The sequence below is a fragment of the Arthrobacter sp. StoSoilB22 genome (assembly GCF_019977315.1).
GTDB lineage: Bacteria > Actinomycetota > Actinomycetes > Actinomycetales > Micrococcaceae > Arthrobacter.
Window position 1 is genome coordinate 2,618,338 of the sequence record NZ_AP024652.1, and the last position, 19,141, is coordinate 2,637,478.

Here is a 19,141-nt window from a genome sequence, read left to right on the forward strand (position 1 = left end):
CTGGGGTTTCAGTGGTTCTTGTGCCGGTTAGTTTTCGGAGTTCGACTGGTTGGCCGTTCCGCCGCCACCGGCAACAGAACCGGCATGCGCCGAGATCTTGTCGAAGAAGCCGTACTCCAATGCCTCAGTCGCGGTGAACCACTTGTCGCGGTCGTTGTCCTTGAGGATGGTCTCCACGGACTGCCCGGTCTGTTCTGCCGTGAGCTCAGCCATGACCTTCTTCATGTGCAAGATCAGTTCTGCCTGGATCTTGATGTCCGAGGCGGTACCGCCGATGCCACCCGAGGGCTGGTGCATCAGGATGCGGGCATTGGGCGTCGCGTAACGCTTGCCCTTGGTTCCGGAGGACAGGAGGAACTGGCCCATGGAGGCGGCCAGACCCGTTGCCACGGTGACGACGTCGTTCGGGATGAACTGCATGGTGTCGTAGATCGCCATGCCGGCGGTCACGGAACCACCCGGGGAGTTGATGTACAGGTAGATGTCCTTCTCAGGGTCTTCAGCCGAGAGGAGGAGGAGCTGAGAGCAGATGGCATTGGCATTCTCGTCACGGACTTCAGAGCCGAGCCAGATGATGCGCTCTTTCAGCAGGCGGTTGTAGATGTAGTTGTCCTGGGCTGCGGGATCGACAGTTGCCATCCGGGGAGCCTCTGATTGCTGTGACATAAGTACTTACCTCTCGCTGGTGCCAGTGACCTCACTGAACTTCACTACTTGGACACTAACCGTTTTCACGGGCGATTTGTTCGCTGAAATCGCACTGTTCGCTGACGGCGCACGTCGGCGATCAGGACCGCTGTTCAGCCTTAAAGCAAACCGGCCCCGGATCATGTGATCCGGGGCCGGTAGGAGTCGTTGACTAGAACTTCACTGCTGCGGGGTCATCGCTTGCGGAAACCTCAGCTTCTTCGGTTGCTTCAACTGCTGCGTCCTCTTCGGCTGCTGCTTCGCCTGCAGGGCGGACGAAGTCGGTGAGGTCAACCTTGTTGCCTTCGGAGTCCACTACCTCTGCCTGGCCCAGCACAACTGCCAGGGCCTTGCGACGGCGGACCTCGGAAACCATCATGGGAACCTGGCCGCTTTGATCGATGATCTGGGCGAACTGGTTGGGGTCCATGCCGTACTGGCTTGCGGTGGTGACGATGTAGTCGATCAGCTCATTCTGGCTGACGTCCACTTCTTCCTTGTCCGCGATGGCGTCGAGGATGATCTCGTTCTGGAAGGCGCGCTCGGTGTTGGCCTTGACTTCGGCGCGGTGCTCCTCGGTGTCGTGGTCACCTTCGCCGTGTGCGTTTTCCGGGTTGAAGTGAGCCTCGATCTGCTCTTCAACCACGGAGTCGGGAACAGGAACCTCAACCAGCTCAACGAGCTTGTCAAGAACCTTGTCGCGAGCTTCAACGCCCTGCTCCACTACCTTGGAATCAGCAGCCTGCTTGGCGAGGTCCTCACGAAGTTCAGCGAGGGTGTCGAACTCGGAGGCAAGCTGCGCAAAGTCGTCGTTTGCCTCGGGGAGCTCGCGCTCCTTGACGGCCTTGACAACAACCTTCACCTGAGCGGCCTCGCCGGCGTGGTCGCCGCCAACCAGCGTGGTCTCGAAGATTGCTTCCTCGTCGGCGGAGAGGCCGGTCACGGCTTCGTCAAGGCCTTCGAGCATGGTGCCGGCACCAACCTGGTACGAAAGGCCGGAAGCGGAATCGATGTCTTCGCCGTCAATCGTGGCGGTGATGTCGATGGTCAGGAAGTCGTCGTTCTTGGCAGGACGCTCAACGGACTTCAGCGTGCCGAAGCGGCCGCGAAGTTCGTCCAGCGCCTTGTCGACGTCAGCTTCGGAAGACTCGGCAGCAGCAACCTCAACCTTGATGCCGGCGTAGTCCGGCAGCTCGATCTCGGGGCGGACATCGATCTCTACCTGGAACTTGAGCTCGCCATCGGTTGCGGACGGATCCGGAACCTCGGTGATTTCAACTTCGGGACGGCTCAGGGGCCGAACACCGGTTTCCTGGACTGCGGCCTGGTACCAGCCATTGAGGCCATCGTTGATGGCGGTCTCCAGAACGTAGCCGCGGCCAACGCGCTGGTCGATCAGCTTGGAGGGAACTTTGCCCTTGCGGAATCCGGGAACCTGGATCTGCGAAGCAACGGTCTTGTACGCGGCATCGATGCTCGGCTTAAGTTCCTCATAGGGAACCTCAACGTTGAGCTTGACCCGCGTTGCGGTGAGGTTCTCGACAGCGCTCTTCACAGTCTAAGTACTCCTGATTTCGTGGGTATGGGTTTCTGTTGTGCCCCTGAACAGACACAAACACAGAGTCGGGGTGACAGGATTTGAACCTGCGACTTCCTGCTCCCAAAGCAGGTGCTCTAGCCAAGCTGAGCTACACCCCGAAGGCACAGGACAGTCTACGGGCAAGCGGGCCAAGAATGCACATTTGACACTGCGGCCGGAATTAGGTTTAGTTGTACCCGGCTTGAACAGCCACCGGGAAGATGTCCAAAACAAGGATATCCGTCCTGGGGACGTAGCTTAATGGTAAAGCCTCAGTCTTCCAAACTGATTACGCGGGTTCGATTCCCGTCGTCCCCTCCATACAAAAGGGCCCCGATCCACGGATCGGGGCCCTTTTTTGTTGACCAGGAACTTTCCTAAACCTGGCAGCCGGGACACCAGTAGAGTTTGCGGGCGCCAATTTCAGTTACCCCCACCAGCGTCCCGCAGGCGCGGCAGGGCAGGCCCTGGCGCTTATAGACAAAGTGGGCGTCGGCGTCGGGCGCCATCACGCCACCGCCGGTCCACAGCGTGGACGGCGTCGTAACAATCCGTCCATCACGGACGCCGTCCGACATGGTGTCCACGGTGTCATCCCAGAGCCGACCAGCCGTTTCGGCATCAATGCCGCTTCCCGGCGTCCACGGGTCCACACCCTGCCGGAACAAGACTTCGGCCCGGTAGATGTTCCCCACCCCGGCCAGCACCGACTGGTCCATCATCAGCAGCGCGACTGCCGTCTTACGCCGACGCAGGCGTCGAATGAACTCATCACGGTCTCCGGGCCGGTTATGCAGCGGATCCGGGCCCAGGCGCGCCAGCACGGCCGCAGCCTCAGCAGCGGTGATGGCTGCACACGTGGTGGCGCCCCGGAGATCGGCCCAACCGTGGTCAGAGACCAGGCGGACTCGCACTGCGCCTACCGGCGGGGGCGGGCCGTCGTACGCATCGTCATCCGCCACAGAGGCGCTTTCCCGTTCACCGATGCGCCGCGGGGCGCCGATGCTGGACGCACCCGTGAAGGTACTGTCGCCGCCGAAACTCCACGCCCCGTAAAGACCCAGGTGGACGTGGAGGAAGAGATCGTGGTCAAACCTGAGAAAGAGCTGCTTTCCGTGGGCAGTGGAGTCAACCAGGATGTGCCCGGTGAGGAGCTCCGCGCCCGCCGTGAACCTGCGTTGCGGGCTGGAAACTTCCAGACGCCGGCCCCCAAAGACGTCCTGGAATTGGCGGGCCAGCCTGTGGACCGAATGCCCCTCAGGCACTACTCGACGATCTCGCCGGTGGTTTCGTACACCGCGATTTTTCCGATGCGGCGAACGTGGCGTTCGTCGTTGCTGAACGGCTCCTGCAGGAAGGCCTCAATGAGCTCGGTGGCTTCTTCGACGGTGTGCTGGCGTCCGCCAACAGCTACGACGTTGGCGTCGTTGTGTTCGCGGGCCAGCTTTGCAGTGGAGAGGTTCCAGGCCAGGGCAGCGCGGACGCCGTTGACCTTATTCGCAGCAATTTGCTCGCCATTGCCCGAGCCGCCCAGCACAATGCCAAGGGCGTGCACTCCGGCCTTCTGGTCCGCAACAACGGCAAGGCCGGCATTGATGCAGAAAGAAGGGTAGTCATCCAGGGCGTCGTACTCCTTGGGCCCGTGATCCACCACTTCGTAGCCCTTGGCCGTGAGGTGGCTGACCAAGTGGGCACTGAGTTCCATGCCGGCGTGGTCTGTAGCAATGTGGACGCGGGGTGTAGTCACAGGAAGTCCATTCTTTCTGGCGCGCGGGTGCGGCGTGCGGCCGGGCCCGACGATGAGGGATGCGCTACCTAGGGTACCGCTACCGGGGTTATAGGGGCGGCCCGTCGCCCCGGGCACGATGCGCCGCCCGGTTCAAGACTCCCGCAAGTTTGTCCGCGGAGGCCTGCGTGCCGGCGCTCAGCGCCACCCGGCCACCGTTAAGTTTCCTTACGACGACGGCCGGGCCGCTGCCGACCAGCATCGCGGTGGCATCATCGTGGTGCCGCCAGCCCCACCCGCCATAATCTGCGGCCTTGACCTCTGCGGGGGCGGCTGCGGCGATGTCGACGGCGGGTACTGTCAAGACGCGTACGATCCCGCCGGCGAATACCTGGAGCCCTCCACGATCAGCCCGCACCCGCGCGAACAGGAACCCTGCGCCCACCAACGCGGCCGCCGCAACCAGGGCCCCAAGCCATGGGACAGCCACCGCTATCAGTGCAGCGGGGAACAATGCCGAGACAACGATCATGATGAAGACGGAACTCCTGGCATGCACCCACAGCCGGAGCGTATCGCGGGCAAGATCGGGATCTTCAAGAAGCCGCAGCTCTTCTTCGAGCGCCACGTCATCCTCCCGGGTCCACCGCGGGTCCGGCTTGAACGCGAACATCATCACCACGCCCAAAGCCACGGCGGCGCCGCTGCCCATGGCCAGCACAATGGGGTCCACATGGGACCCGCGTGCGTCGGGTAGACCTGATTGGCCCACTAGTCCGGCCGCCACCACGGTGGTGATGAAGAGGCTTACCGTCAGGCCCAGGCCCATCATGACCCGCCGCATGACTACAGGCCTGGTTATTGACACTGCTTGAAGAAAGACTGCCCAGCCGCAGAAAATGATGAGGGCAGCGCCGCCAGCCACATAGGCGCCGAACGGCGCGAAAGAACTGCCGCCGTCGGCGTTCCACATCACCGCAACAGGATTGGGGAGCTCGTTGCGCAACATCTGGGCGCACACCACAAACCCGACGGCAAGAAGCAGCGGAAAGGCAACCGCAAACCTCAGTGCGCGGAAATCCAGAGTTTCCCGGAACGATGCCATAGTCCAACGCTACTCCGTAGGGCGACACTGTGGTGTCCGCTCCTTGCCTTCCCGGCGCGGAGTGAAAGAATGGCTTCACACCAGCGTCCGGCCACGACAGGCCGGCCATCCCAAATCTTCGGAGGCACCACTTGCCAGGCCTGAACCTCACGCGCGACGAAGCTGCCAAACGCGCCGAACTGCTCAACGTCGAGTCTTATCACGTCACCCTGGACCTGACTCAAGGTTCAGAGACCTTCGGCTCCACTACGGTGGTTAGGTTTTCTGCAGAGCCGGGTTCGTCGACGTTCATCGACGCCATCACGGCGGCAGTCCACAGTGTGACCTTGAACGGGACGGAACTGGACCCGGCTGAGGTCTCCGACGGCGTCCGCATCCAGCTCCCTGACCTGGCCGCGAACAACGAATTAGTGGTGGTGGCGGATGCTCCGTACATGAACACCGGGGAAGGCCTGCACCGCTTCGTAGACCCCGTGGATGGCGAGGTTTACCTGTATACGCAGTTCGAAGTTCCCGACTCCCGCCGCATGTTCGCAGTCTTCGAGCAGCCGGACCTGAAAGCCAGCTTCACGTTCACGGTCACTGCGCCATCGCACTGGGACGTTATCTCCAACTCCCCCACCCCGGTTCCCGTTGAAGCTCCTGCTGCCGGCGATGGCACCGCACGGTCCGTGTGGAACTTCGCCTCCACCCCGCGCCTGTCCTCCTACGTCACGGCTTTGATTGCCGGGCCGTACCAATCAGTTCGCTCCGAGGTCACCAGCTCCGACGGCCGGGTGATTCCGTTGGGAGTCTTTGCCCGCAAGTCGCTCATGCAGTACCTCGATGCGGACAACATCTTCGAGCTGACCCGCCAAGGCTTCGAATTCTTCGAGGCACAGTTCGGGTTCCCGTACCCGTTCGAGAAATACGACCAGCTGTTCGTCCCGGAGTTCAACGCCGGAGCCATGGAAAATGCCGGTGCCGTGACCATCCTGGAAGGCTACGTCTTCCGCGGAAAAGTCACAGGCGCCCAGATTGAACGTCGCGCCATCACGGTCCTGCATGAACTGGCGCATATGTGGTTCGGGGACCTGGTGACCATGCGCTGGTGGAACGACCTCTGGCTCAACGAATCCTTCGCCGAATACATGTCGCACCTGGCCGCCGTGGAAAACACGGAATTCGACCGGGCCTGGACCACTTTCGCCTCCGTGGAGAAGTCATGGGCCTACAAGCAGGACCAGCTTCCCACCACACACCCGATCTTCGCCGAAATCAACAACCTTGAAGACGTGGAGGTGAACTTCGACGGCATCACCTACGCCAAGGGCGCCTCGGTGTTGCGGCAGTTAGTGGCCTGGGTGGGTCCGGAACAGTTCATGGCCGGCGTCCGCTCCTACTTCGCCAAGCACGCCTGGAAGAACACCGAGCTCGCCGACCTCATGGTGGAACTCGAAGCCGCCAGCGGCAGGGACCTGGACGCATGGGGCAAGCTGTGGCTCGAAACTGCCGGCGTGAACACCCTGGCGCCCGAGCTGGAAGTTGCCGGTGACAGCACCATCACCGGCTTCGCGATCCTCCAGACTGCCATCGAGGAACAGCCCACCCTCCGCCCGCACCGACTCGCCGTCGGCTTCTACTCACTCTCCGACGACGGCAAGCTGGAGCGGACGCATCGCGAGGAACTCGACGTCGACGGCCCCCGCACAGAAGTACCCGCGTTGGTGGGCAAAGCCCGGCCGGACTTGATCCTGCTCAACGACGACGACCTCGCCTACGCCAAGGTCCGCTTGGACGAACACTCCCTCGCCACCGCCAAAGCCCATCTGAAAGACTTCGCAGCCAGCCTGCCGCGCACTCTGGTGTGGGGCTCGGCATGGGATGCAGCCCGTGACGGGGAAACCCCCGCCCGCGGCTATGTTGATCTGATCCTGGCGAACATCGCCTCGGAAACGGACTCCTCGGTGATCCTGGTCCAGCTGCGCCAGCTCGCCACCACCTTGACGTACTTCGTTGCGGCAGAACACAAGCTTGCCTCGACGATTGCGGCCGCAGACAAACTGTGGGACCTCGCTTCGTCCGCGGCGGCGGGCTCGGACGCCCAACTGCAGTTCGCCAAGTCATTCGCCCAGCTGGCACGCAGTGGCGGGCAGTTTGACCGTATTCAGGCCCTCTTGGATGGCACGGAGACACTCGAGGGCCTCTCTATCGACCAGGACATGCGGTGGGAGCTCCTCACGGCGCTGGTGGCCGGCGGACGGAAGGATCAGGCCCGCATAGACGAAGAACTCTCCCGCGACAACACTTCCAACGGCCACAACGCGGCAGCACTGGCCAAGGCGGCCATACCCACGCCGGAGGCAAAGGCAGCAGCCTGGGATTCAATCGTGGTCAAGGGGGACCTCTCCAACGCCCTGCAAGCCTCAGCGGTGGCCGGCTTCATGCGCGTGACGGACACCGCCTTGCTGGAGCCTTTCGCGGAGAAGTATTTTGAGGCAGTGCCTGGAATCGTCGAGGAACGCACCCATGCCTTGGCACAGCAGATCGTGGTGGGTCTCTACCCGGCACAGCTCACAACACAAGCTACGGTGGACCGCACCGATGCCTTCCTGGCCGGACTTCCCGAGGAGAGCGCAGCACTGCGCCGAATGATGCTGGAAAACCGCGACAGCGTGGCCCGGGCCCTGCGGGCAAGGGCAGCGGACGTCTAAGCCCCGCCCCGTGTGAGGCCCGTGCGGATAGTGGGCACCCCAAAGCTAAACTGTCCGCATGGGCCTCCACGAACACCATTACGCACTGACTGTCCGCTGGACCGGAAACCTCGGTGAAGGCACTGCCGGGTATCGGGCGTATTCCCGGGATCACGACGTTGAAATCAATGGCCTTCCGACGCTAAAAGGTTCAGCAGATCCCACTTTTCATGGGGACCGGACCCGCTACAACCCGGAACAGTTGCTACTCGCAGCACTCTCCCAGTGCCACATGCTGTCCTTCCTGCATGTGGCCGTCAAACACGGTGTGGTGGTGACCGGTTACGAGGACAAAGCCGAAGGCCTCATGAAGCTCAACCGGGACGGCAGCGGGCAGTTCGAAAGTGTCACGTTGAGGCCGCACGTCACCATTACCGATCCCGCCCACGCAGACGTGGTCCCGCAGCTTCATCATGAAGCCAACCAGGTTTGCTTCATTGCCCGCAGCGTCAACTTCCCGGTTCTCCACGAACCGCTCACGACGACGGCCGCCGCCTAACGCTGTTCACGGCGCCACAGCGCCACGAGCCTCTGCTCAGAGTCACGGCGCAGCCCGGCTTTACGATCCCTGTCCAAGCCTCGCTGACGTTCATCATCAAGCGTGGCTGCCAAGGTCTCCTGCCACGGGCGCAGGGCCATGCCACGCTCCCGTGCGGCGCGGTTGGTCCGCGATTGAAAGCCATCGTGGCCTTCCGGCAGCCAGAGGGGCATGGAATCCGGACCTGCCCAGTACTCCACGCCATGGCCCACCAGCCAGTCCTCATCAGCCCGGATGACCTCCTCAGCGGCACGATCACCCACTGCGGTTTCAGCAGCCCGCCGCGACTCGTCGATGTAGTCCTCGAACCGCACCACGTCTCCCAGGGCGTTGTAGGTACCGGCCAGCCCTTGTTCAGCGGACTGTAGGACCCACGCCGCGAGGTCCCGGACATCAATGATCTGTGTGGCGGCGTCCGGGATATCCGGGACCAGGACAGGGTCAGTGTTCGCAGCGAATCGCGCCGGCCAGTAGCCGTATCTGTCAGTCCCGTCCCCTGGTCCCCCAATGAGTCCGGCACGGACGATGTGCGCCTTCTCCCCCACGGCAGCAATCGTCATCTGCTCAATCGCCGACTTGGACTCCCCATAAGTTTCCGGGGTGCCTGCCTGACCCGCCGGCAGGGGTTCGAGCAGTGTAGCGCTCTCATCGGCACCAGGTATGGAATGGTCTGCATAGACCGAGCAGCTGGAGACGAACGTCCAATGCCCTGTTCCTGCACTCAACGCTTCGAGGGCCTCACGGGCCTGGACCGGATCGCGGGACACCTCTACCACCGAGTCCCAGTGTCCCTCGAGGTCGGCGAAGGCTGCGGCACCCAAGGCGCGGTCGCTCCTGACCCACGTGACGCCGTCGGGCGGTCCAGCCGAAGTACCACGTGCCAAACAGGTGACGTCGTGCCCGGCAGCAACAGCCTGCCGGGCGATTTCTGCTGACAGGAAGGCGGTGCCGCCCAAGACCAGGATGCGCATACCGTCACGCTACGGCGCTAGGGTTGTAGGTGGACAGAGTGTTCCGCGCCCGGCGAACACGGGCCGACGACAGGGAGTTATTCCACCTTGACCTCCATCCCCCTTGCAGAAACCATCACCTTGGAACCTGAAAAAATCGATCTGATGTCCATCCTCATCACCTTGGGCGTGGGCCTGGCTGTGTGGGTCGTGGCACGGTTCATCATCCTGCGCATCACGCGACGAGTGTCCGCTGGCAGTTCCTTCTTCAAAAAACCGCATTTCAAGTGGGTCCAACCGGCCATCCGCGCACTGGACCACGAACGCCGATCGCAACGCGCCGAAACCATTGGCACGTTGTTGACCAGCTTGGTGAGCGTGGTTGTTGTGGTGATCGTCATCATCTACGTCCTCAAGTACATGAACGTTGATGTCGCACCACTCTTGACCAGCGTGGGAATCCTGGGTGTCGCCATTGGTTTCGGTGCCCAGCAGCTGATCCGCGACTTCCTCGCGGGAATCTTCATCACCATTGAGGACCAGTACGGGATCGGCGATGTCATCGTCACCAGTGAAGTGATTGGTACCGTTGAATCGGTAGGCCTGCGCATTACGCGGGTCCGTGCTGAGGACGGAGCCATCTGGTACCTGCGCAACGGCGAAATCCTCCGCGTGGGCAACCGATCACAGGGCGACTACGTGCCACTGGAAACACCGGACACCGGCGACCAACCCGGCGCAGCAGCTGCCACCGTCACAGCAGGCGCACCGCGCGTCACCAAAGCCGAGGAGAAGTCCAATGAGTAACACTGCAAGTGGGCAGCCACCGACTCCGCAGACCGGCCCCCGACGCCAGCTGATGCAGAACGATCCGTTCAGCCAACCTGCTTACACGGACAGCTTCTACACCGCAGTTGGCGGCCATGAAACGTTCGTCAAGCTCATCGATGTCTTCTACGACGGCGTTGCCACGGATCCTTTGCTGCGGCCCATGTACCCGGAGGAAGACCTCGGACCTGCCAAACGCCGTTTCCTGATGTTCCTGGAGCAATACTGGGGCGGCCCCACAACCTACGGCGAAGAACGCGGCCACCCACGGCTGCGCATGCGCCATATGCCGTTCCGGGTGACACCCGAAGCCAAAGACCGTTGGTTGTTCCACATGCGCAAGGCCGTTGACTCTTTGGAGTTGTCGCCGCTGCATGAAGGCACCCTGTGGGACTACATGGAGCGGGCTGCGCTGACCATGATCAACAGTCCTTCAGCCGGCGCCTAGTCTTTAGAAGCCGAGCCCCAGGCCTGCACCGGTCCTGACCAGCACATGGCCGCGGGGTCCGCTCAGACGGAACCAGCGGCCATTGCGGAAGACCTTTTGCTCAGCGTCGCCCAGGAAACCCAACGCGAAGGCAGCGAAGGCGGCGCCTGCCGGCAGCCCGGCCGCGCCGGGAAGTTCACGACCCCAAACAGCTGCCCGTGCGCTATTGACCACTGCGGCACCCGCTGCTGTGGGAATCACGCCAGCCACCTCCGCAATGCCGGCTTCGGCTGCCACCTTGAGGTCGGCGTCGGGCATGGCGCCATGGGCCTCCCAGCCGCTTCGGGGCGCGCCAACGCCCGCCCAGGACTCGGAAACGGTCGACGGCGGGATGGGCAGCTCCACGTCATCGGCACCGGACCTGGCCAACCGGTCCATAACGGAGGCGAGCGTCACGGTGACGTCTGCGTGGGCCGGCTCAGCAAGGGCCATGGTCCGCAAGCCAAGGATTGTTGGGGTGGACTCACCCAATATGCGTGGCCTCAGCACGCACACATATGCGGCCAGGACGGTGCCTGCGGCCTGGAGGCGGATGGCGCCGTCGTCGATGCTTTTTGCCCTGGTGACGAACGTTCGCAGGTCTGCGAGGTCACGAGGATCGGCGAAGCGGAAGGACTGGGTCAAGACGTCTGTCACATCATCGACTCTACCGGCATGTCCGCGGTTGAGAGGGGTCGGGGCGGCGTCTAAAGTCGAACCATGACTGAGACGAATGCTGGCCTCGAGGTGGAAGCACCCGTAGAAGACCCCATGGAAGTGCTGATCGGCCTGCTGGACCTTGGTGATTTTGATGGAGCCCGGACCAATGAGGACATCTTCCTGGGCCCGTCCCAAAAGCAGCCACGGCACCGTGTTTTTGGGGGCCAAGTGTTGGCGCAATCCATGATGGCCGGCATGCGCACCGTGGACCCTGACAGGGCTGCGCACTCCATGCATGGCTACTTCCTGCGTCCCGGTGACGCCAACAAACCGATCACGTTCGGGGTGGAAAGACTGCGCGACGGCCGATCTTTCTCGGCCCGCCGCGTCCATGCCTACCAGGACGGTGTGCCCATTCTCTCCATGATCGCTTCCTTCCAAGTGGAAGACAGCGGCTTGGACCATCAGGCGGAGATGCCCGAAGGCATCCCGGATCCGGATTCCCTGCCCAGCACCGCCGAACTTTTATCCCACTACGATCACCCCATGGCACGCCACATGTCATCGGAGCGGCCCTTCGATGTCCGGCACATCGACCCCGCACTGTACGTATCCCCGCCGGCCGATCACGTGGCGACCAACGCTGTGTGGATGAAGACCATGGGGCCCCTCCCGGATGACCCCAACCTCCACCGGGCAGCACTGGCCTACGCGAGCGACTACACGCTTTTGGAGCCGATCCTCCGCAAGCACGGCCTCGCCTGGATGACGCCGGGCATGAGCGTTGCCAGCCTTGATCACGCCATGTGGTGGCACCGCCCTGTGCGCGTTGACGAGTGGATGCTCTACGTCCAGGAATCCCCCAGCGCCCAAGGTGCCCGGGGACTCGCCACAGGCCGTATCTTCAACCGTGACGGACAGCATGTGGCTACCGTTGCCCAAGAGGGAATGGTCCGGGTTCCGTAGGCGCTGAAGAGCCTCCTGCCCGGGACGCGTTGGAACAGAAAGGCCGGTCCCTGACGGGACCGGCCTTTCTACGTTCGTGCCTGAGGCGATGAGATTCTAGTCGCGGGTCAGGCGGCGGTGCGTGACGCGGTGCGGCTTGGCAGCATCGGGGCCGAGGCGCTCCACCTTGTTCTCCTCATAGGAGTCGAAGTTGCCCTCGAACCAGTACCACTTGGAGGGGTTCTCGTCGTCACCTTCGTAAGCGAGGATGTGCGTCGCTACCCGGTCCAGGAACCAACGGTCGTGCGAGACCACTACAGCGCAGCCGGGGAATTCGAGAAGGGCGTTCTCGAGGCTGCCCAGAGTTTCGACGTCGAGGTCGTTAGTAGGTTCGTCAAGGAGGAGAAGGTTGCCACCCTGCTTGAGCGTCAGTGCCAGGTTAAGGCGGTTGCGCTCACCACCGGAGAGCACACCAGCCTTCTTCTGCTGGTCCGGGCCCTTGAAACCGAACGCCGACACGTAGGCACGCGAAGGCATTTCAACCTGACCGACCTGGAGGAAGTCATGGCCTTCGGAGACAACTTCCCAGAGGGACTTGTTGGGGTCGATGCCGCCACGGGACTGGTCCACGTAGGAGATCTTCACGGACTCGCCGATCTTGAGCTCACCGTCATCCAAAGGCTCCATGCCGACGATCGTCTTGAACAGCGTGGACTTACCCACACCGTTGGGGCCGATGACGCCCACAATGCCGTTGCGGGGAAGCGAGAAGGAGAGTCCATCGATCAGTACGCGATCGTCGAAGCCCTTCTTCAGGTTCTTGGCCTCGATAACCAAGGAGCCCAGGCGCGGTCCCGGCGGAATCTGGATCTCTTCGAAGTCCAGCTTGCGGGTGCGATCAGCCTCTGCAGCCATCTCTTCATAGCGGGCCAGACGTGCCTTTGACTTGGTCTGGCGGCCCTTGGCGTTGGAGCGCACCCACTCAAGTTCCTCGGTAAGGCGCTTGGAGAGCTTCGCGTCCTTCTTGCCCTGGACCTCCAGACGGGCTTTCTTCTTCTCCAAGTAGGTGGAGTAGTTGCCCTCGTAGGGGTACAGGTGCCCGCGGTCGACTTCCGCAATCCACTCGGCCACGTGATCCAGGAAGTAGCGATCGTGGGTCACGGCAAGGACTGCACCGGGGTACTGGGAGAGGTGCTGCTCAAGCCAAAGAACGCTCTCAGCGTCCAAGTGGTTGGTGGGCTCGTCAAGGAGCAGAAGGTCAGGCTTCTGCAAGAGAAGCTTGCAGAGCGCTACGCGGCGGCGCTCACCACCGGAGAGGACGGTGACATCGGAATCGGCAGGCGGGCAGCGCAGCGCGTCCATGGCCTGCTCAAGCTGGGAATCAATATCCCATGCATCCGCAGCGTCAATGGCTTCCTGAAGCTTGCCCATCTCATCCAGGAGTGTGTCGTAGTCAGCATCCGGGTTGGCCATTTCTTCGGAGATCTCATTGAAGCGCTGGATCTTTCCATAGATCTCGCCAACGCCTTCCTGGACGTTGCCCAAGACGGTCTTTTCCTCGTTCAGCGGCGGTTCCTGCAGGAGGATGCCCACGGTGTAGCCGGGGCTCAGGCGGGCCTCGCCGTTTGACGGGGTGTCCAGTCCGGCCATGATCTTCAGGATGGTGGACTTACCAGCACCGTTCGGGCCCACAACGCCGATCTTCGCGCCAGGGTAGAACGACATGCTGACATCGTCCAGAATAAGTTTGTCGCCAACGGCCTTGCGAGCCTTGGTCATCGTGTAAATGAATTCCGCCATGCCCTTAAATCTAATGGGTAGGCGTACATAACTCACATTCGAGCGCTGCGGTGGAACTAGCGGGCGTCTCCCACGAAGCATTTTCCCGTGGCCAACACGGGCAGCACGGTGACCACTACCCCACCATCGCGGATTTGCCCCATGACGCAACTATCGCCCGTCCGGGCTGCGGCCTCCATGGCGTCAACGTCCAGTCCGGTGGGCGTGCGGCTCACAGACACCTCCACATTGCCTGCGGGGATGCCCGCTGAAACCAAGGCAGTCCTTAGCGCCTCCCGGTCCGGCTTGGGATTGCCGGCCACCAGGGTTTTCAGGGTGGACTCCACGGCGGAGGTGGTTGCCGCAACAGCGGGATCAACCGTGGCTGTGGCCTGTGGGCTGGGGGAGTTTTCCGGGTTGGTGGAGGCTTCAGGGCGGGTGGAAGGCTGCACGGGCTGATCGGCGGATGACGTGACCGGTGGCGTGCAGGCCGTCATCGTCAACGCGGCAGCGATTATCAGCGTCAGTCCTGCGACGCGGACTTTCCATGCGTCTGCTGCCCTGCTTTTTGTCTGTGCCGTTTGCCTGCTCATCACGTAGCCATTGTGCCATCCACGCAGCAGTGCATTTCACACAGAGTGCAGCCTGCAAGGCCCGTGGCAATTCGCGGCAGACTTAACGGAGAAGAGGTCCTGACCTGCGTTTATGCAGGCCAAGACCCCTTATATGTGCCCCAGGAGGGAATCGAACCCCCGACCGGCGGATTAGAAGGCCGCTGCTCTATCCCCTGAGCTACTGGGGCGCACTGGCGCCCTGACCACCGTGGGCCGCTGGCGCCACAAAGAGTTTACAGTGCGATCGCCTCACAGCTTGCCACCACCACGCTACAGCTTCTACTCCTCCACAACGGCTGTACAGCCAAGGTTATTCACATAGGCCATTACAGACCTCCCCTCCCGGTCTTTCCTGGATGAAGCTGAAAGCGCCGGACAGGCACTCCCTACACCGAGAAGGACCACCAATGAATGACATGATCAGCGTCCGGGGCTTCGTGGCCTCGGAGGTCAAGAGTTCCACTACTACGCGGGGCACTGCCACCGCATCATTCCGCCTTGGAACCACGGAGCGCCGCTACGATCGCGCTACCAGCACCTGGGTGGACGGAAACACCAACTGGTACACCGTTCAGTCATTCCGCTTCCTCGCCGGGCACGTTGGATGCAGCATCAAAAAGGGACAACGGGTGCTCGTCATTGGGAGGCTACGGCTGCGGCAATGGGAACATGAGGGCCGCGTCTACCATGTGGCCGAAATCGACGCCGAATCAGTAGGGCATGACCTCATGTGGGGCTCCGCCAACTTCACCCGAATGAATGGCACCTCAGCCCCTGCTGACTCCGCACCTGCTGTGGAAGCGCCTGGGACCCCTGACCGCAACAATGAGTGGGACTCCGAAGGCCAGGAGATAGATCCTCCCGAAGACGAGTCCATCTCAAGCACCGTAGAGAACCCTGACGGCACCGGCCCCCTACTGGTCAACACCACAACGGGGGAACTGGTGGGTGCCGGCGTTTGATCGGCGCGCCAAGACCCGGAGGCCAGCGGGACCAGCCCTGCATGCCGGGCCTCTTCTGGGCCCATGCCACACGACCATGCTCCTTCGAGGATCGAAACGGCTCCTGCTACCTGGGCGGCCGTTGAGGAATTGTTCGGAATCAAGGGCGAACCGTCCCGGTGCTGGTGCCGGTGGTTCGCCCTTGCCGGAAAAGTGCCCGAATCTGCTCCAGGCCGGCCAGTTGTGCGGCTCCGCAAACAATAATGCGGTTCAGTAACCGGAACCGTCATCAAGGCAGCGTCAGGATGACCGGCCCTTCAGCCGTGATGGCCACAGTGTGTTCGCTATGGGCGGCGCGTCGGCCGTTTGCTGAACGAAGAGTCCACTGATCCTCGTCATGGTAGTAGTCGTCCTTGCCGCCCAGTATCAACATGGGCTCAATGGCAATGACCAGGCCCTCTTCGAGCTTCATGCCCCTGCCAGGCCGCCCGAGGTTGGGGACGGGAGGCTCGGCGTGCATTGTCCGGCCGATGCCATGCCCACCGTGATCAGCTAACAGCCCGAAGCCTGCGCGTTTGGCCTCACCGCCGATTGCATAGGCAAGGTCGCCCATCTTGCTGCCTACCCGCGCTGCCTCGATGCCGCGCGTCAGTGCTGCCTCTGTAGCTGCCACCAGCTCCTGATCCACCGGGTCGCCGGTCCCGACGACGAAGCTGACGGCCGAATCACCGCACCAACCTTCCAGGAAGGCGCCACAGTCAACGCTGAGCAGATCGCCGTCCTCAAGTACGTATCCATTCGGGATCCCGTGGACCACGGCGTCGTTGACGCTGGTACAGATCACCCCGGGGAACGGCACGGCCGCCCAGCGTGGGTGGTAGTCGAGGAACGCAGGTTTTGCGCCGGCGTCGTAAATCACGGATGCTGCGACGTCGTCGAGCTCCTTCAGTGAAACGCCCACATCAGCTCGCTCCCGCACCGCGGACAGGGCGTTGGCCACCACGCGACCGGCCTCGCGCATCATCGAGATTTGGTCCGGTGATTTCAGCATTGACATCTCCCCACTCTACGGCGGCCCCACAGCGGGAGCGAGGCCCACAGTCCCTGGCCACCCTTGGACACTGCGGGCGGCAATACCCGCTCTAGAGTTGTGGCATGACCAACAATGTCCTGGTGCACGCAATCCGGTCTACCCTCCGATCTTCGGCCGACTCCGAGCGGGGAATTGGTGCCCAGGCGTATATGAAATCGGAGATGCCTTCTTTGGGTGTCCGGGTTCCCGAGGTACGCAAGATCGTGAAAGAAGCGGCGAAGCAGTACCCTGTGGCGTCTCCGGATGATCTGCGAAAAGCCGTTCTTGAGCTCTGGCGCGAAGCTGGGGTCCGGGAAGAGCGGTACGCAGCCATCGATCTGACGGGCCTGCAAATGGTCAAGGACGACCTGCAGATGTTGCCCATTTACGAAGAGATCATTCGTACCGGCGCTTGGTGGGATCTCGTCGATGGAGTCGCGCATCGGATCGGCGGACTCCTGCTCGCCCATCCAGCCACCCTGACTCCGGTCCTTCGTCAGTGGTCCACAGACGGCGACATATGGGTCCGGCGGGCCGCTATCACTGCCCAACTTGGAGCCAAAGCGAAAACTGACACCGACCTCCTGGCAGCGGTCATCTCCTCGAACTTCTCCGACAACGAGTTCTTCATTCGCAAGGCCATCGGATGGGCGCTACGGGAGTACAGCAAAACCGACCCCGCCTGGGTCAGGGCTTTCGTTTCCAATAACGCGGGTGCTCTGAGTCCACTCTCCACCCGCGAAGCACTGCGGCTGTTGCCGGACGGCTAAGCCGGTAGCGGCAGGGCTCGACCCACGAACTGCTCAGATGATGGGACGCAGACCGGCTTCATCCCTGACCCGGAACAAACCCTTTGTCTTCGGATCCACGAAGATCAGATAGACCGCGAACAAGAGCGCAATGAGGGCCGCACCGTAACGGGCCAGAATGAGGGCCAGTCCCAGGTCTTCGCTTTGAAGGTAAGGGAACACGTCCAACTGGTCCGAGATCGCGTAAACCATAAAGAACGACACGATGAAATAGAGCGCTTTGACCTGCCAGTCGTTGCGGATACCCGTCACGGCAAACAGCGGTATCAGCCACACTACGTACCACGACTGGATCATGGGGGCGAGCATGACAATAACAGCAAAAGCCAAGGTAAGCCGTCGCATCAGGCGATCGTACTCGCCTCGGAAAATCAGCCATGCCACGGCCGCAACCATCAGCACCTTGCCGGCGTCGTAAACCCACTTCGCCAAAGCCCAGCCGTCCAAGCCAAAGGCATTGAAGATCAGGGCAACAACCATGCCGATGAGACCGACTGGCGCGTACCAAATCCACACGCTGCCAGGAGCCGACAGACCGTTGATCCAGCCGAATCCAAAACCGTTGACCAGGCTCAAGGCGTAGAGGAGACCGAAGCTCAGCGCGGCCGTGAGGAACCAATAAAGGAATTTGCGCGGCCACGAGGCAAGCTTGCCCGCCCACAGGAGTCCGATGAAGGGCAGGAACACCACGGTGATCGGCTTGATGGAGACGGAGAGAGTGACAAGCACCAGCCCTCGAATGACGCGACGGGTAGCACAGTAGTACAGGCCAGCCAGTGCCAGCCCGATCATCAAAGCATCGTTGTGAACACTGGCAATGAAGTTGGTGAGGAAGAGCGGGTTGGCCGCTGTCAGCCACAGTGCCCTATGCGGATTCACTCCGTGAAGCTCCGCAAGCTTGGGCACGTAGATGATGCAGAGGACCACGCCCGCCGCAGCAACAAGGCGGAAAAGCATAATGCTTGCTTCGGGCTGTACGTTGGTCACCCACACCACGAACTGCTCTATCCACAGGAACAACTGGCCGTAAGGAACAGGCGCCTCGGTCCACATCTTGTCGGCGCCAAGCTGGAAGTAGTTGGGCAGGGCTGAAATCCCGTTCTCATAAGGGTTTATGCCTTCCACCATCAACCGGCCTTGACCGATGTAGGCGTAGACGTCCCTGCTGAAGAGCGGAACAGTGAACATCATGGGCAGCCCCCAGGCCGCCACGGCCTGCAACGTCGCCTTTCGGGCTTCCAATCCCCACACCCGGACGCGCTGGCCCAATCGCAGCCAGGCGCGGACAAGCAGCATGCCACCGATGGCCAACAGCACAATCGACAGACCAACGCCAACACCTTCGGTGCGCATCCAGATAAAGAGCGGCAACCTACGCAGTTCCGAAACCGGGGCAAGCCAGCCAACGCCCAAGGAGCCGAACACCATGAACATGGAACCAATGAAGCCGGCGATCAAAGGCGAACGTGCGTTATCTACCTCGCCGGCTACAGCGTTGGCTGACGGCGTTGCTGCCCCTGCCAACTGGGCGGCGGGTATTGGCACCGTCATGTGGTCGTCATCCAATCGTTCACCCGCTGCGGTCGGGTCAAAGTTCTGCGTCATGGGGGCGTTCGGCAACAGGAATAAACGACGCTGCCGCGCTCAAAAATCGTACCATCGGAGCACTTGGAAGCCACTGAGCGATAGGCTGGGCGAGTGCCTATTACT

18 protein-coding genes and 3 tRNA genes are annotated in these 19,141 nt (G+C 62.0%); 8 read left to right on the plus strand and 13 right to left on the minus strand.

Annotation, left to right across the window (positions count from 1 at the left end; genetic code table 11):
- Positions 1-27: 27 nt before the first annotated feature.
- From LDN70_RS12165 to LDN70_RS12175, 3 genes are all read right to left on the minus strand, one after another.
- Positions 28-639 carry an ATP-dependent Clp protease proteolytic subunit gene (locus LDN70_RS12165; protein WP_014922040.1) on the minus strand — a complete coding sequence of 204 codons (612 nt, stop codon included), beginning with the start codon at positions 637-639 and terminating at the stop codon, positions 28-30.
- A 220-nt stretch (positions 640-859) separates the two neighbouring features.
- Positions 860-2,242, minus strand: a complete 1,383-nt coding sequence (tig, locus tag LDN70_RS12170; RefSeq protein WP_142938994.1) for a trigger factor — start codon at positions 2,240-2,242, stop codon at positions 860-862.
- 68 nt (positions 2,243-2,310) lie between these two features.
- Positions 2,311-2,385, minus strand: a tRNA-Pro gene (locus LDN70_RS12175).
- A gap of 128 nt (positions 2,386-2,513) precedes the next feature.
- Here LDN70_RS12175 and LDN70_RS12180 point away from each other — a divergent pair.
- Positions 2,514-2,587 (plus strand) — tRNA-Gly (locus LDN70_RS12180).
- Between the two features lie 56 nt (positions 2,588-2,643).
- Here the strand turns inward: LDN70_RS12180 and LDN70_RS12185 are convergent.
- The 3 genes from LDN70_RS12185 to LDN70_RS12195 all read right to left on the minus strand — a co-directional run bounded on the left by LDN70_RS12185 (position 2,644) and on the right by LDN70_RS12195 (position 5,097).
- Entirely contained in the window at positions 2,644-3,531 is an 888-nt protein-coding gene (locus LDN70_RS12185) for an Fpg/Nei family DNA glycosylase (RefSeq protein WP_223940430.1), read from the minus strand.
- Entirely contained in the window at positions 3,531-3,971 is a 441-nt protein-coding gene (locus LDN70_RS12190) for a ribose-5-phosphate isomerase (RefSeq protein WP_167532122.1), read from the minus strand. The genes LDN70_RS12185 and LDN70_RS12190 overlap by 1 nt, the downstream gene beginning before the upstream one ends.
- 130 nt (positions 3,972-4,101) lie before the next feature.
- Positions 4,102-5,097 (minus strand): hypothetical protein, encoded by a 996-nt coding sequence (locus LDN70_RS12195; protein ID WP_223940431.1) that lies wholly within the window; start codon positions 5,095-5,097, stop codon positions 4,102-4,104.
- A gap of 131 nt (positions 5,098-5,228) precedes the next feature.
- On the opposite strand from LDN70_RS12195, the gene pepN reads away from it, so the two are divergent.
- Both pepN and LDN70_RS12205 read left to right on the plus strand, forming a co-directional pair.
- The gene (gene pepN, locus LDN70_RS12200; RefSeq protein ID WP_223940432.1) at positions 5,229-7,790 is read left to right on the plus strand and encodes an aminopeptidase N; all 2,562 of its coding nucleotides are present in this window, start codon (positions 5,229-5,231) and stop codon (positions 7,788-7,790) included.
- A gap of 58 nt (positions 7,791-7,848) precedes the next feature.
- Entirely contained in the window at positions 7,849-8,328 is a 480-nt protein-coding gene (locus tag LDN70_RS12205; protein WP_142938990.1) for an OsmC family protein, read from the plus strand.
- Here LDN70_RS12205 and LDN70_RS12210 read toward each other — a convergent pair.
- Positions 8,325-9,338 carry an NAD-dependent epimerase/dehydratase family protein gene (locus LDN70_RS12210; protein WP_223940433.1) on the minus strand — a complete coding sequence of 338 codons (1,014 nt, stop codon included), beginning with the start codon at positions 9,336-9,338 and terminating at the stop codon, positions 8,325-8,327. The two genes, LDN70_RS12205 and LDN70_RS12210, sit on opposite strands and share 4 nt — an antisense overlap.
- 87 nt (positions 9,339-9,425) lie before the next feature.
- On the opposite strand from LDN70_RS12210, the gene LDN70_RS12215 reads away from it, so the two are divergent.
- Positions 9,426-10,124, plus strand: coding sequence for a mechanosensitive ion channel family protein (locus LDN70_RS12215; RefSeq protein WP_142938988.1), 699 nt, complete (start codon positions 9,426-9,428; stop codon positions 10,122-10,124).
- Positions 10,117-10,593: a globin gene (locus LDN70_RS12220; protein ID WP_286198857.1), complete on the plus strand. Its 477-nt coding sequence runs from the start codon at positions 10,117-10,119 to the stop codon at positions 10,591-10,593. Before LDN70_RS12215 ends, LDN70_RS12220 begins: the two co-directional genes overlap by 8 nt.
- A gap of 3 nt (positions 10,594-10,596) precedes the next feature.
- Here the strand turns inward: LDN70_RS12220 and LDN70_RS12225 are convergent, their stop codons facing one another.
- Positions 10,597-11,268: a DUF8185 domain-containing protein gene (locus LDN70_RS12225; protein WP_142938986.1), complete on the minus strand. Its 672-nt coding sequence runs from the start codon at positions 11,266-11,268 to the stop codon at positions 10,597-10,599.
- A gap of 63 nt (positions 11,269-11,331) precedes the next feature.
- Here LDN70_RS12225 and LDN70_RS12230 point away from each other — a divergent pair, with 63 nt between their 5' ends.
- On the plus strand, positions 11,332-12,237 hold the full coding sequence (locus tag LDN70_RS12230; RefSeq protein ID WP_166840498.1) for an acyl-CoA thioesterase: 906 nt from the start codon (positions 11,332-11,334) through the stop codon (positions 12,235-12,237).
- Between the two features lie 96 nt (positions 12,238-12,333).
- Here the strand turns inward: LDN70_RS12230 and ettA are convergent, their stop codons facing one another.
- From ettA to LDN70_RS12245, 3 genes are all read right to left on the minus strand, one after another.
- The gene (gene ettA / locus LDN70_RS12235; protein WP_142938984.1) at positions 12,334-14,016 is read right to left on the minus strand and encodes an energy-dependent translational throttle protein EttA; all 1,683 of its coding nucleotides are present in this window, start codon (positions 14,014-14,016) and stop codon (positions 12,334-12,336) included.
- A gap of 56 nt (positions 14,017-14,072) precedes the next feature.
- Positions 14,073-14,588 (minus strand): DUF6993 domain-containing protein, encoded by a 516-nt coding sequence (locus LDN70_RS12240; RefSeq protein WP_223940434.1) that lies wholly within the window; start codon positions 14,586-14,588, stop codon positions 14,073-14,075.
- A gap of 136 nt (positions 14,589-14,724) precedes the next feature.
- Positions 14,725-14,797, minus strand: a tRNA-Arg gene (locus tag LDN70_RS12245).
- A gap of 219 nt (positions 14,798-15,016) precedes the next feature.
- On the opposite strand from LDN70_RS12245, the gene LDN70_RS12250 reads away from it, so the two are divergent.
- Positions 15,017-15,571 carry a single-stranded DNA-binding protein gene (locus tag LDN70_RS12250; protein ID WP_142938983.1) on the plus strand — a complete coding sequence of 185 codons (555 nt, stop codon included), beginning with the start codon at positions 15,017-15,019 and terminating at the stop codon, positions 15,569-15,571.
- 268 nt (positions 15,572-15,839) lie between these two features.
- On the opposite strand, the gene map is transcribed toward LDN70_RS12250, so the two are convergent.
- On the minus strand, positions 15,840-16,607 hold the full coding sequence (gene map, locus LDN70_RS12255; protein ID WP_223940435.1) for a type I methionyl aminopeptidase: 768 nt from the start codon (positions 16,605-16,607) through the stop codon (positions 15,840-15,842).
- A gap of 98 nt (positions 16,608-16,705) precedes the next feature.
- Between map and LDN70_RS12260 the strand changes: the two genes are divergently transcribed.
- Entirely contained in the window at positions 16,706-17,392 is a 687-nt protein-coding gene (locus LDN70_RS12260) for a DNA alkylation repair protein (protein WP_142938981.1), read from the plus strand.
- A 33-nt stretch (positions 17,393-17,425) separates the two neighbouring features.
- Here the strand turns inward: LDN70_RS12260 and mptB are convergent, their stop codons facing one another.
- Positions 17,426-18,982, minus strand: a complete 1,557-nt coding sequence (gene mptB, locus LDN70_RS12265) for a polyprenol phosphomannose-dependent alpha 1,6 mannosyltransferase MptB (RefSeq protein WP_502773817.1) — start codon at positions 18,980-18,982, stop codon at positions 17,426-17,428.
- Positions 18,983-19,141: the final 159 nt, after the last annotated feature.

Coding starts and splice junctions, on each gene's coding strand:
- LDN70_RS12165 (WP_014922040.1), bottom strand. CDS start 639: ATGGCAACTGTCGATCCCGCAGCCCAGGACAACTACATCTACAACCGC.
- LDN70_RS12190 (WP_167532122.1), bottom strand. CDS start 3,971: ATGGAACTCAGTGCCCACTTGGTCAGCCACCTCACGGCCAAGGGCTAC.
- LDN70_RS12195 (WP_223940431.1), bottom strand. CDS start 5,097: ATGGCATCGTTCCGGGAAACTCTGGATTTCCGCGCACTGAGGTTTGCG.
- LDN70_RS12205 (WP_142938990.1), top strand. CDS start 7,849: ATGGGCCTCCACGAACACCATTACGCACTGACTGTCCGCTGGACCGGA.
- LDN70_RS12210 (WP_223940433.1), bottom strand. CDS start 9,338: ATGCGCATCCTGGTCTTGGGCGGCACCGCCTTCCTGTCAGCAGAAATC.
- LDN70_RS12220 (WP_286198857.1), top strand. CDS start 10,117: ATGAGTAACACTGCAAGTGGGCAGCCACCGACTCCGCAGACCGGCCCC.
- LDN70_RS12230 (WP_166840498.1), top strand. CDS start 11,332: ATGACTGAGACGAATGCTGGCCTCGAGGTGGAAGCACCCGTAGAAGAC.
- ettA (WP_142938984.1), bottom strand. CDS start 14,016: ATGGCGGAATTCATTTACACGATGACCAAGGCTCGCAAGGCCGTTGGC.
- LDN70_RS12240 (WP_223940434.1), bottom strand. CDS start 14,588: ATGAGCAGGCAAACGGCACAGACAAAAAGCAGGGCAGCAGACGCATGG.
- LDN70_RS12250 (WP_142938983.1), top strand. CDS start 15,017: ATGAATGACATGATCAGCGTCCGGGGCTTCGTGGCCTCGGAGGTCAAG.
- map (WP_223940435.1), bottom strand. CDS start 16,607: ATGTCAATGCTGAAATCACCGGACCAAATCTCGATGATGCGCGAGGCC.
- LDN70_RS12260 (WP_142938981.1), top strand. CDS start 16,706: ATGACCAACAATGTCCTGGTGCACGCAATCCGGTCTACCCTCCGATCT.
- mptB (WP_502773817.1), bottom strand. CDS start 18,982: ATGACGGTGCCAATACCCGCCGCCCAGTTGGCAGGGGCAGCAACGCCG.